At 42.5% G+C, this 12,776-nt stretch carries 8 protein-coding genes; 1 reads left to right on the plus strand and 7 read right to left on the minus strand.

Annotation, left to right across the window (positions count from 1 at the left end):
* Positions 1 to 103: 103 nt before the first annotated feature.
* Together crtO and RMX98_RS01535 are read right to left on the minus strand one after the other, a co-directional pair.
* Positions 104 to 1,804 carry a beta-carotene ketolase CrtO gene (crtO, locus tag RMX98_RS01530; RefSeq protein WP_322680641.1) on the minus strand — a complete coding sequence of 567 codons (1,701 nt, stop codon included), beginning with the start codon at positions 1,802 to 1,804 and terminating at the stop codon, positions 104 to 106.
* 535 nt (positions 1,805 to 2,339) lie between these two features.
* Positions 2,340 to 4,085 (minus strand): KAP family NTPase, encoded by a 1,746-nt coding sequence (locus tag RMX98_RS01535; RefSeq protein WP_322680639.1) that lies wholly within the window; start codon positions 4,083 to 4,085, stop codon positions 2,340 to 2,342.
* Between the two features lie 981 nt (positions 4,086 to 5,066).
* Between RMX98_RS01535 and RMX98_RS01540 the strand changes: the two genes are divergently transcribed.
* The gene (locus RMX98_RS01540; protein WP_322680638.1) at positions 5,067 to 6,530 is read left to right on the plus strand and encodes an MFS transporter; all 1,464 of its coding nucleotides are present in this window, start codon (positions 5,067 to 5,069) and stop codon (positions 6,528 to 6,530) included.
* A 124-nt stretch (positions 6,531 to 6,654) separates the two neighbouring features.
* On the opposite strand, the gene RMX98_RS01545 is transcribed toward RMX98_RS01540, so the two are convergent.
* From RMX98_RS01545 to zwf, 5 genes are all read right to left on the minus strand, one after another.
* On the minus strand, positions 6,655 to 6,738 hold the full coding sequence (locus RMX98_RS01545) for an isoaspartyl peptidase/L-asparaginase (RefSeq protein WP_409880732.1): 84 nt from the start codon (positions 6,736 to 6,738) through the stop codon (positions 6,655 to 6,657).
* Between the two features lie 336 nt (positions 6,739 to 7,074).
* Positions 7,075 to 8,268, minus strand: a complete 1,194-nt coding sequence (locus RMX98_RS01550; protein ID WP_322680637.1) for a Coenzyme F420 hydrogenase/dehydrogenase, beta subunit C-terminal domain — start codon at positions 8,266 to 8,268, stop codon at positions 7,075 to 7,077.
* Positions 8,269 to 8,429: 161 nt separating this feature from the next.
* On the minus strand, positions 8,430 to 9,404 hold the full coding sequence (locus RMX98_RS01555; protein WP_322680636.1) for a DNA polymerase III subunit delta': 975 nt from the start codon (positions 9,402 to 9,404) through the stop codon (positions 8,430 to 8,432).
* Between the two features lie 293 nt (positions 9,405 to 9,697).
* Positions 9,698 to 11,074, minus strand: a complete 1,377-nt coding sequence (gene opcA / locus RMX98_RS01560; protein WP_322680635.1) for a glucose-6-phosphate dehydrogenase assembly protein OpcA — start codon at positions 11,072 to 11,074, stop codon at positions 9,698 to 9,700.
* An 88-nt stretch (positions 11,075 to 11,162) separates the two neighbouring features.
* A complete protein-coding gene (gene zwf, locus RMX98_RS01565; protein ID WP_322680634.1) occupies positions 11,163 to 12,692 on the minus strand; it encodes a glucose-6-phosphate dehydrogenase in 1,530 nt (509 codons plus the stop codon).
* Between the last annotated feature and the right edge of the window lie 84 nt (positions 12,693 to 12,776).

Below are 12,776 nucleotides of genomic sequence, written 5' to 3' on the forward strand. Positions count from 1 at the left end.
CCTTCCCTACAAGGGAATAGAGGGGTTTTAAAGCCTCTTGACCTTTCGGGGAGAGGTTTAAAGAGGGGTTTATAGTATACTTTGCGACTTTTCAAACAGCCTCTTAGTCTGATTCATTCCTCAAGACAGATGCAAAAGCAGATTTAATTGAACCTCCAGCTTCCTTGATTTTCTGGGCGATTGGTTGCTCATTATGCAAAAATACACGCGCACAGTTGCGTCCCGGCAAACCGGAAATTGAACCACCCGGATGAGTTCCAGCACCAGTAAGATACAAGTTATCAATTGGTGTTTTATAGTTTGCTAATTCCGGCAACGGACGGAAGCAAAGCATTTGTTCTAAGGTCATGTCGATGTGGTAATAATTACCTTTGTAAGTCCCTAACCGTTCTCCCAACTCAGCCGGACTTTCTACATGACGGGCGATGATTGAATGTTGAAGATTGGGCGAATACTGCGCCAGTTTATTAATCACCCTGTCTGCAACTTTATTTTTCAGTTCATCTGTCCAACCCGTACCTTTTAAACCTGTACCGTCTGCACCAGCAATTTGATAAGGTGCAAAAAACTCTATCCATAATGTGTGCTTGCCTTCTGGTGCCATTGATGGGTCGAGTCCGGTAGGCATTACCACATACATTGATGGGTCTTCATCAGGAATTTTGCCCAGAGTAATTAGACTATGAGCTTGTTCGACATGATTGACAGAATCAGCAATCAGAATAGAACCCATCAGATAGTTATCTTGGTGATTGTGGTGGACAAAGCGCAACGGTTCAGATAAAGCACAATCAATTTTGAGGATGGTTTCATTGTTGTTGACGATGCGGCGGTCTAACCTTTCGCGCAAGTTGTTATCGGCATTATCGACATCGCTACTATCCATTAGTTGTAAGAATAACCGCTTGGCATCAATACTTGAAATTACACCTTTGTTAGCACGATATTCTTTGCCACCAGCAACCCGCACACCAACTGCTTTACCATTATCTACCAATACTTTTTCTACCTTTTGGTCGGTGAGAATCGTACCACCTTCACTTTTTACCATTTTCACCAAAGCTTCCACAAGTCCACCACTACCACCACGCGGTCTTGCCATACCGGGATTATGACGTAACATCATCATCATCGCCCCAAAGGACATAGCTTTTTGTGAGGGAGGGGAACTTAGTTCGGCTGAGAGTCTAGCTAGAGGTGCTTTGACAAACTCAGAATCGAAGTATTCGTTAATATTATCTGTGGCACTGCTAAGTAGGGTACGGAGTAAATCAAGGGTTGTGTTAGAGCCACCTAGAAGGGAAAATAAGTCTTGCAAACTATTGAGATTGTAATTACCAGCAATATCAACAATTGATTTAGGTGGTGCATTGAAGAAAGGAGCAATCCCTGTGATAAAGCGCTGCCAAAAATCGGCATATTCAGCGTATTTTTGGGCATCACGCTGACTGTAACGGGCAATTTCCGCACAAGTCTTTTCCACGGATTTGTGAGCTAAGAAATACTTCCCATCTGGATGGGGGCAAAAGGCAACCGGATCGCAGCTAAGATATTCCAAGCCGTACTTGTGCAGTTCCAACTCTTGGATGACTGGCCCTAAGAAAATAAACAGATGGTTAATGGCGCAAGGACTAAATTTAAAACCAGGTGCTTCATCAGGCATAAGTTCTTCAGTTGTAGAACCGCCACCGGGGAGCGATCGCCCTTCTAATAACAGAACACTGTAACCAGCTTTCAGAAGGTAGGCAGCACAAACTAAGCCATTATGACCAGCGCCAATAATTACAACGTCATACGATTCCATGAGTGCAATGTGGGGATTTAAAGTATATTTCCCGATATTAGAAAGTGCTGAAGATATCTAAATCTTTCGTGGGTTATAGAATATTTATATACCTAGTAGTGGTGTTTTTCTCGAACAGAATTCAGGAGTCAGGTGGCCGCCGAGCCTGTCCTGAGCGTAGCCGTTGGCGCACTTGTACTGAGCGTTCGCGTAGCGTCTCGTAGAGAAGCCGAAGTAGCCTCTCGTAGAGAAGGGCGCAGTCGAGGTGAGTCAGAATTCAGAATGAATTTTGACCGAAAAAGCGTCTGAATAACCGGGTTTAAAACCCCCATCAAATCGTAGATTTGGTGGTTTTCAATTAGTCGTAGGTCTGAATCCCCGACTGATAGCGCAGCGTTAACAAGTCATCGATAGCAAAGCAATAGCGAGTATTTTTGAGTAGCGTCAAGATTACTAACTCCTGTTAGCGGATAGCTAAGGTTTAGCCCATTCTGACTTCTGAATTCTGATTTCTGAATTCTTCTTCAAATTATTTATAGTTAATATCATTTTTTACCTATATGCTGATAGTCATTTCTTCTAGTTCCTTGAGGTGCTGTGCGTTCACAAGCCATTTCTCTTCATAGTTAGATTTATCTGTACCATATTGACTTTGTTGCTCTTTTAGTATTGCAATTTCATGATTAATTATTGGTAATGCTTTCCCTTGGGTAATTACTTTTTTTAGCAACTCAAACCGTGATATTTCATTAATTTGACGCAAGAGTTGAGAGATACAACGACTAATAATAACTTCATTGCTAAAAGCAAGAATGCTATGAGATTCATCATCTTGAGATAATAATTGCTCGCTGACATCAAACAAAGCTTCTACAACTGAAGGGATGTAATTCACAGGAATTTCTTCAGTGGAATTTTCTAGCTGTTCTATAAACACCCTGGCTTGCGTTGTGCCGTTTGGAAGCTTTTGTTTAGTAAGTTCTATCAAAGAATTTCTAAACCTCTCTCTATTTTCAACCAAACCAAGGATAATTTTTATCTGAATATTAGACAATTTACTTGCTGATAACGACAGACGAAAGTAAATAGGAAATATTTCTAAACTACACACACGTAGCTGTTCGCGCCATTCTAATTGCTTTTCATCTAGAGAAGTATTACCCAAAATGAATTTTAATTTAGGAAAAAGGTGCATTAGCAGGTTTTTAATAGGCTGCTTGTCTTCATCTCGCAGTTGAGCAATCCAGGTATTCAGAAGATTCTTGAGTTCGTCTATTGAAAGCTTTATCTCTCCTACAAAAATATGAGGATTTTGATGGATTATACTATAAACTTTTGGACAAAAGACTCGCAAAGACTCAATGGCAAGGAAATCAACAGGATTTACTTCATCTTTTACTGCTGGATACGTCACCGTTAAAGTATTAATAAAACGAGTAATATCGCGGATGTTAGTAATAAAGTGTTCTATTCCTTGAAAGTAAATATCACCCCAGCGACTTTGGTTTATTTGTTGTTTTGGAGTTTCCGCAAATATATTATCGAGCTTTGCAAAAAGCAGCCTGCGAAGTGAGGTTTTATCAGCAATAGGTAACTCAAAACTAACTTGAATAATTTTTTCTAAGTATGCTTCTTCAGATATTTCTTTACTATCTGCAATTTTTCTCATGACAATTTCTTTATCAAAAACCAGAAGATAGACAAGATTAGTAAAATTTCGCATTGCTTTAAAAATACGAAATAACTGCTTGATATCTTCCGCAGCCAATCGATCGATATCATCAATTGTTACGACTATTCGCCGTTGCTGCTGTACTAACGTATCTTCTACTTCTTCTTTTAATTCGCCAGCTTCCTTGTCCTTATCGTCCAATAATGCTGCTAATGCTTTGCCAGTTTGAGCATAAGGTAGAGGAATGTCTGAAATAACGGCGGCAAAATCAGCTACTCTCTCCCTCAACCCTTTTGGCACAGATGACTCTTGGCTTAAAACGTTTTTTAATTGGTCAAAAAAGCGCCTTGTAAGATTTTGGTGTCCAGAGAATAACCAAGGATTAAAAGGAACGATGATTGGTTTCTCCTCTTCTGGCTTTTGCTGAAGATAGTGAACTATAAAGTTTAATAATGTAGATTTACCAGAGTTCCAAGACCCGTAAATTGCAATAACGAAACCTTCAGGATGGGTCATTCTGCAAATACTTTCTGCTAGATACTTGGCAAAGTTCGCATGTCCTAAAAGGTCTTTTTCTGGATCGACTAAGGAGCTATCTGCCGATATATCGTTAATTTCTGTCTGTGCCATAAAAAAATTTTGACTTATGTTGCGATCGCCTCTGGCAGGGCATAGCCCATCGTGGCACATTTAGTAGGATGAGCAATCATACCTCACGATAGAAATTTCCAGTGAAATAGTTTTATCAAGACTTATGTAATTGGTTATAGATTAGCTATTTAGCATGGCTGGGGTTAGGAGGTTAAATAGATATAGGAATCCGGTTTGATTACTGAAATAACTTGGCTTAGTAGGCAATAGGCACTCTTGCAATAGGATTTCAGAAGATTAAGGTATACCGAATTTTTTTCACGCAATCAAATATAAGTCTTATATAAGATATAGCAATTCTCATTTGAATTAGGTACATGGGTAGGAGCGCATAGATGTGAACCCCTACAAGGATATATTTTCATCTGTAGTTAATTATTTTTTCTCTACCTTATCTGCGTGGAAACTGCTATAAGTAGGATATCTAGGAAATTTTCTCCATACATCATTTAAGAACGCGACTCAAAGAAGTTCAGGTTAAATTTCAACTATTAGCTATATAAATGCAACATAATTTCTATCTATGTGTAGTAGTGAAAGCTAAATCTTAAGATTTTCATATAAAGGTATTAATTCTCAAGAATGATTTTGAAAAAATCCTATTATTTTATATTCATAAAATATTAATTAACTGCTAAATTTATTTTATACGAAAGCTTCTAGCGAAATCTGTAAGCGATACGTTAAAGAACTGACTTATTTTAAAGAAGCCAAACCGCAGTTATATGTTATTGATTGCTGTTGTAGATAGGCAATAGGTAATAGGCACTCTTGCAGGGGGAAAGAAGGCTTCATAGTTCTACTGAGCTTTTTCATAAATCAAATATGAGTCCTATAGCCTTCTGGACAAGTAAGCAATTGCAATGCCTTAGACTTATTGATGAAATCATATATAAGTTTTACTAATTCTGGTTAATCAGAGCTATAACAATTTAAATCTTTAAATATTGACTAGATAATATGGTTCAGCCCCAAGAAGATGACATTTCAGTAGAAGCTAGTTCTCTTCCTCCTGTCCCTATTCAAGAAATCTCAGAGGATAGGGCACTAACAGAGACGGTACTTTTCCCAACTCCAAAGCTGTTTCTAAAAATTTCTAAGCTAGAAATTCGCCAAAGTCTCAGGGTGTTAACTTATGAGAGTGTCTTTGCTGCGGTTCTTTATAGCATTATCGGCGGTGCTTTGCTCAGTAATTTCTTGCTAGAGTTAGGCGCTGGCCCAGCCGAAATTGGTCTACTCGCCGCTATCCCTCAGATAGTGAATCTACTCCAACCACTGGGAGCGTATTTGGTAAACCGAAGTACCAGCTTTCGCTGGTATTTTATGTGTATTTTCATCCCGTCGCGGCTGCTATGGTTGATTCTTCTCCCAGCGATTTGGTTAGTTACTTCATCTCGTATTACTGGACACCAAGTAGTACAGTTGACATTGGGAATTCTCTTAGTAGCTAATATCATCGAAGCTTTTGGTCGTGCGCCTTGGCTTGGGTGGTCAGCTGTATTAGTACCTCAACGGTTGCGGGGGCGATATTTCGGCTTTCGCAATAGTATTCTCGGTTTGACTAACCTTGTTGGTGTACCGTTGCTAGGTTTAGCGGTATCAGTTTGGCCTGGTGGAACCCTTCAAGGTTATGGCACTGTCTTGGTTCTAGGAATTGTGCTAGGGCTAATCAGTGTCGGCTGTCAGTTTTGGATGACTGATATCAACCCGCAGCTTTTAAAAGTTACAGATTCAGACACATCGCAGCCGCAATCTCAGGGAATAGATTTTAGCTTTCTTAAAGATGCTAATTTTCTGAAGTTTGTGCTTTACCTAAGCATCTGGTGCTTTGCTGTTAATATCAGCAATCCCTTCTTTAACCTCTATATGCTGGATAACCTGGATATAGATATTAGTGTGGTAACTATTTATCACGGTTTAGGAACTGGTGCAAATATGCTAATGCTGCTTTTGTGGGGCAAACTGGCCGACCGGATTGGGAATCGCCCGCTACTGTTATTGGTGGGAGTATTAGTGGCGGTAACACCTTTGCTGTGGCTCTTAGTTGGAAGCGATCGCATTTCTTTTTGGATCTGGTTGCCCTTTTTGCATGTACTAGCTGGTGGCACATGGGCGGCAATTGATTTGTGTACCAACAATTTGATGATGGGAATTGCACCGCTACGTTATCAGTCTAGTTATTTTGCGATCGCAGCTGCAATTGCTGGTATCACTGGAGCAATGGGTATTACTGTCGGTGGCTTTCTAGCAACTCTGCCCGGTGCTGCGGGTTTGCTGGGGTTATTTGTTCTCTCAGGCTTACTACGCATGGTTGCACTTTTACCCTTAGTTTATGTTCAAGAGCAACGCTCTATACCACTCGATCAGCTCATACGATTCCTATTCCCAATCAAACAGTCAACCGATCTGATAAAAGTGGAATAATACAGCAGAATTCAGAAGTAAAACACGCTTTCTACCTGGATAACAGACGTGAGCTTGTGTACCTCACTTTCCTTGAAATCTGCTGTAAGTTTTCAATTATGTATTTCAAGAAAATCCCAGCAAACTATAGAGTTGTTGAGCAAGCGCCGAATTTATGCTCGGCGTATAAGCCACAGCCTACGATCGCACTGTCACCGACGCGGCTAATATCTGACTTTTCACGGTATCTGGAAAACCTCTCTCTAAATCTCTCTCCTAAGAGGAGAGAGACTTTGAATTTTCCCCCTTCCCTTGTAGGAAGGGGGTTAGGTCAATCGTTAGCTTTTCCACATATAGCCGTAGTCACATAAGTTAGGATATTTGGAAAGGGTGAATGCTAGAGCTAGCAATAGTTTTACCTCCTGCCCTCTGCCTCACTTCGACTACGCTCAGTGACCTCCTGCCTCCTGCTATAACGTGAAAAGTCAAAGCTAATATAAGTTTGCTACTAGACAAAAAAGCCTGCTTTTGCAGGCTCAGATATATTTCGCACAAACACGAAACACTACTCTGGTAATTTATATTGCCCTACAATACGCTTGGCAAACTCTGGAACGTGCGCTTCTAATTTCTCTGGATGATTTCGCTTCACATACAAATAATTTCGAGTAAAGTGAGAATCAATGGAAAATCGTGCATATTCTAGACCCTTGGGGCCGATTTTTTCGATAACCACACCCATCAGTTTTGCTGCCCACATGGGGAGAGTAACGCCTTTATCGTAAGCGGGAATACTTTGTTGTACAGCTTCTTTCCGGTTGCCTTTAGACGTTACTGGTTGAGTATCTAACTGGTCTTTCACCAAGTCCAGCATTTCCTTACCTGTGTCATTTCTAACTACAATCCATTGCCAGCCGAAGGGTGCGCCCATATAGCCAACAACTAAATCGGCTAGAGAGTTGACATAATCAAAGCAACTCATACACGATGGGGCAAAAACATCTTTGAGTTTGTTGGTCTTTAAGCCAAAGAAAGGCACGGTTTCAAATGAGCCATCTTCATGTTTGAAGTGAACCCGGAAATCTTGCATGAATTCGTAATGGACAACTGTATCAGGCGATCGGCTGGTGGTTTCTAAGAATTTTTGCAGTCCGGCGCGATTAACATTATCTACGCAGGGCGTACCCAAAACATACAGCTTTTCTAAACCAAGTTGTTTTTCTACGGCTCGTAATGCCTGAATTTGGCAACCAACCCCAATTACTAATAGCCGCTTCATCCCGGATTTTTCCACCTGTTCTAATATGGAAAGATTCGGAGAAAGTGTTGGTTTATTTACCCGCGCTGCTAGTATTTCTTCTGGAGTCCGGGCGATGACAGGCATGGGTTGAAAGCGGTCTTCTTTGGTGTTTTGCACGCAAACAACACCTTCAACTATGCCGCGATTGAGCATTTCAATGGCAATGCTGCTAACAATACCCGTCCATTGTGCGCCTTCGATGGGCTGCTGTTTCTTCGCTGCTATCATGTCTTGATGAACACCAAAGTAGAGTTCATCAGGGTTTTCGAGATGGCGCGATCGCGTGTGGGTTTCTTCTTCAAGTTCGCCTATTTGCTGATTAATAAAAGCGCAGGCTTCCTTGACATAATGAATATAGTATGTATCACATAGTCCGCACTCGCTACACAGTTCTTTCGCAGGGCGGCGGCTGGTAGATTTTAAGGCTCTAGCTTTTTTGTGAGGAGAAACTGAGGTCATATAAACTTTTTGTTTTATCCAGGAATCGCTTTTATTACAATACCTTCACTCGCTATGAACTTGACGATGGAGGATCAACAAGACATTGTAATGTTTTGAAACGCAGAGGGACGCAAAGTAAACGCAAAGTAACGCAGAGTTTTGCTTAATTTATTTCGTACTCAGCGATGAGTAGGATAAATAGAGTTTGATTTTTGATACACAAATAAAAGCAGACATTCCCAAACTAGTCGTGGTTGAGCGTAAGCAAGCAAGTGTTTACGAGCTTGTTCTAGCTGGTTAATGATACTAGGTTGATGCCACTGCCGCCAGTAGAACTGCTGAAGATAATCAACTAACCATAGTTGTGCCTCTGTATCTAAATCTTTATCAATTTTTTTGGCTAACTCCAAGGCTTTGCGGTGAGAAGCGGGGGCTTTTTTCAAGTCTTCGAGTAACTCAGGAGGAATAGCTTGTAATTGTTCATAAGATGCGATCGCACTTCCGGCACTACCAGCTGCTATGTTTAATATTGCCTGATTTTGCAAAATTTCCTGATGACCTGTTTGTGTGAGTATAGCAGCCAAAGACTGCGCGTCTAAGCGATAAAAAGGAATGCGTTGACAGCGTGATACCAAAGTCGGCAACACAGACTCAGGTGTAGGTGCAATTAAAATTAATGTCGCCTGTCCCGGTTCTTCCAAGGTTTTAAGTAAAGCATTGGCTGCGGCTTCTGCCATTGTTTGAGCCTCTTCCAGCACTACCACATTCCTCGGTGCTTCTAAAGGCGGACGGGCTAAAAACTCAGTAATTTCCCGAATTTGCTCTAGTCGAATTACAGGTGGTGCTTTACGCTTGAGTCCTTTTTCGGCTGCTTCTGCTGCTGTTAAGCGTTGTCCCTGGTGTTGGTAAGTTGGTTGTACCCACAATAAAGCTGGATGGTTGCCCTGACGCAAACGGTTTTGTAAAGACGCAGTAACTCCCATCCCGCTAGAAAATAGCAATTCCACAAAGCACCTGGCTGCTAAACTCCTGCCTACACCATCTGGCCCCACAAATAAGTAGGCTGGAGGAACCCGGTTTTGTTTGACAGCCTGAGTGAGTAATTCTATGGCTTGCTGTTGTCCGATAACTGGTGCAAATGGGTCATTAATCATCAGGAGTTAAGAATTAGAAGTTATTATTTTTCCTTTGCTCTTTTATATAGTTTTATAGAACTCATATTTGATTTATGAAAAAATTCAATACAACTCAAAGAGGCTTCTTGCCTATTGCCTATTGCCTATTGCCTATTGCCTATTGCCTATTGCCTATTGCCTGATAAGAAAGTTCTTAAAACCCAGTGAAATAGAAAAACCCTCCAGATGATTGAAAGATCCAAAAATCTCAAGGGCTTGTATTTAATTTCCGCAATTTTGGTAACTGTAACTTTTATTCTTTGCAGGCGAAACTAACTATTTGTTACCAACTTGAAAATATTCGCTGTAATTCCCAAGCTTTCTTCAAAAAGTGACTCGCGACCCCAGCGTTGTACCTGCTGACTCAGCAATGCTTCCGCCTTTTGTTCTGAAAGAGAAGTCACCTGTTGAAACAGACCGGCAGATTGAGCACCACCGTGGGTTTCCATCCGCATACAGCCACCAGTTTCCGAGCAAATTACTGTACCACAGTCTGCGTTCGGATTGGTCGAGCTAAGGCGCAGGGCAATCAAGTCGCCGACAATCTCACCCACATCAGCAATGGGAACACCGGCTAATTCGGCTTCTACTTGCCGTTGGTCTTGGGCAATAAAGTGAATGCGAGTGATGTCGTAATCTCCAGTTTCCTTTTGATAGGAAACTGGCTGCCATTGTAGACGACTTGCCAGCCAACCCAAAAATAGTAATGCTTGTGCTGGGTTGCCTTTTTCGTAATCAATGGTTACTCGGTCAACTTCCCGAATGGCTGCGCGACGGTGAGGTGAGTCGTAGGCTTCAGCTGTCAATTCTTGCCATGCTGAGAGGCGACGCCAATTGAGGTCAGCTAAGGGAACTCCACTTTCTACCAATTCTTGGAGGCGGAGTAAATCACTTTCTGGTTCGTTAAAACGGCAAGAATCTACAATTACATTATTGCAAACTGCTGCCAGCCGCTTGAATAGATTGTTATTGGGGTCTGGTGTTGCTTTCCACCAGAGAAACTTCGGTAAGCCACCAATCAACAATGCTGGAATCAAGCCACCGATGCGTTCCAAGGCAGCAGCAGTTCCACTGAGAGTGATATATTCGCAGCAAATTAGTGTGCTTGAAGATTGCTTTTGGATGGGACAATAGGCTGAAACTTGAGCCTTAACCCCTTTATCTTCGCCAGTAATGGGAAACAGCGCAATAATCCGGCAAGGATTGCGGAGGGCGATTTCATCGGCAATTCTAGGGCTTGGGGCATTTAAGCTGGGAAGATCGACAGAACCATTATCCCCCGCAGCCCCGTTTCCTTGACGTTTGATGAATTCTTCTCTCAAGATAGCCAGGGTTTCAGGTGTTGCTGTTCCACTATCTGGCAGTGCATATTTTTTCTGCACTTGCCGCAAGGCAGCTACCATTTGAGGCCCTAAAATTCCATCAAGCGGGCCGTTGTAAAATCCTAAACTGGCCAGAAGATACTGCGTTTCTTCGGGTTCGTAAACCACTAAGGTAAATGTCGTGGCGCGAGTAGCAGCAGGAAGCCCACCATCCTCGCCAGTAATGCCGTAACTTTGCCAAATTTGATTAAGTTCCGCTTCTATTTCGTTAAGCGAAATATCTTTTGGCGCCTGAAGTGAATAAATTGTAGAAGCTTGGGGAGCCATAGGAAATTTTGGATTTTGGATTTTGGATTTTGGATTGTATCATTAGTCATTCGTAATTTGTTTTTACTAATGACTAATGACTAAATATTTAGAGTCGGCGCCAGCGACGGCCATCTTGGTTAATTAAGAATTCTGCTTCTGCTGGTTCCCAGGTACCGGCTTCGTACTGGGGAATAGTATTTGCGTCGGCGGGTGCATCCCAAACGGAAAGGGCTGGCGTTACTACCTGCCAAGCTGCTTCTACTTCATCCGCGCGGGTGAACAATGTTTGATCGCCCATCATACAATCAAGGAATAAGCGATCGTAGGCATCGGATGTTGCTTGGATGCCAAAGGAACCATAACTAAAGTCCATGTCAACGGAACGGGTGCGGAATTCTGCCCCTGGCATTTTCACATCAAAACGCAGGGAAATACCTTCATTCGGTTGAATCCGCATTGTCAAAATGTTAGCGTTTGTCTGTTGAGCGGCAGATTGGAACATCCGAGACGGAACTTCGCGGAAGTGAATGGCAATCTCGCTGACTTTTTTCGGCATCCGCTTTCCGGTACGCAAATAGAAAGGAACACCTTTCCAGCGCCAGTTATCTACCAAAAACTTCATGGCGACGTAGGTCGGTGTGGTGGAGTTGGGATTTACGCCTGGTTCTGTCCGATACCCTGGCACTGCTTGACCCTTCATCCAGCCAGCACTATACTGACCACGTACTGCTGACCGCGACAGATTGTGAACATCAGCTAAACGAGTAGCTCGGAGTACCTTCACTTTTTCTGTGCGGATGCTGTCGGCATCCATTGCGTTGGGTGCTTCCATCGCCGTTAAGCAGTAAAGTTGCATTAAGTGATTTTGCAACATATCCCGTAGTGCGCCGGCACTTTCATAGTAACCAGCTCGGTCTTCCACTCCCACGGTTTCTGCGACGGTAATTTGCACGTGGTCAACAAATTGACGATTCCACAACGGTTCAAAAATCGCATTGGCAAAGCGAAACACCAGCAAATTCTGGACTGTTTCTTTACCCAAGTAGTGGTCAATGCGATATACTTGGTTTTCTTTACAAAATTTCTGTACCACTTGGTTAAGACTCTGGGCGGAAGCCAAGTCTCGACCAAAGGGTTTTTCAATTACTAGACGATGTTTGTAGGGATCTTCTAGCATCCCAGCGCTTCCTAGCTGCTTAATCGCTTCTGGGAAGAATGAGGGGGCAACCGAGAGGTAGAACATGCGATTACCTCGCGTGCCCCGTTTTTCGTCTAATTCACCCAATAAGTTTTTTAGTTTCTGGTAGCCTTCGGGGTTGTCTATATCCCCAGGACTGTAGAACAGACCTTGAGAGAAATCTTGCCAGAGTTCTCCTAAATCGACATCAGGATGCGCTTCTTCCATGCCCTTTTGCATTTGTTCACGGAAGTACTCATGGCTCCATTCTCGACGTGCTACACCGACAATGGTGGTTTCTGGTGGAATACGCCGTTCTCGCCGCAATTTGTAAAGTGCTGGCACTAGTTTGCGCCAGGTGAGATCGCCAGAAGCGCCAAAAATGACTATAATCTGGGGTTCGGGCATCCCTTGTTGTTGCAGACCAACGCGCAAGGGATTTTCTAGCAGACTAACCATAACAATTTTGGATTTTGGGTTTGGTACTAGGATTGGGGAAAGGGAAAGGGGGAAAGGGGAAGGGGGAAAGGGGAAGAACTATAC

The organism is Nostoc sp. DedQUE02, from assembly GCF_034531035.1.
In the GTDB taxonomy this organism is placed as follows: domain Bacteria; phylum Cyanobacteriota; class Cyanobacteriia; order Cyanobacteriales; family Nostocaceae; genus Nostoc.

What these genes read in the sequence shown, in the direction of transcription:
- crtO (WP_322680641.1), bottom strand. Translation starts at nt 1,804, where the DNA reads ATGGAATCGTATGACGTTGTAATTATTGGCGCTGGTCATAATGGCTTA.
- RMX98_RS01535 (WP_322680639.1), bottom strand. Translation starts at nt 4,085, where the DNA reads ATGGCACAGACAGAAATTAACGATATATCGGCAGATAGCTCCTTAGTC.
- RMX98_RS01540 (WP_322680638.1), top strand. Translation starts at nt 5,067, where the DNA reads ATGGTTCAGCCCCAAGAAGATGACATTTCAGTAGAAGCTAGTTCTCTT.
- RMX98_RS01550 (WP_322680637.1), bottom strand. Translation starts at nt 8,268, where the DNA reads ATGACCTCAGTTTCTCCTCACAAAAAAGCTAGAGCCTTAAAATCTACC.
- RMX98_RS01555 (WP_322680636.1), bottom strand. Translation starts at nt 9,404, where the DNA reads ATGATTAATGACCCATTTGCACCAGTTATCGGACAACAGCAAGCCATA.
- opcA (WP_322680635.1), bottom strand. Translation starts at nt 11,074, where the DNA reads ATGGCTCCCCAAGCTTCTACAATTTATTCACTTCAGGCGCCAAAAGAT.
- zwf (WP_322680634.1), bottom strand. Translation starts at nt 12,692, where the DNA reads ATGGTTAGTCTGCTAGAAAATCCCTTGCGCGTTGGTCTGCAACAACAA.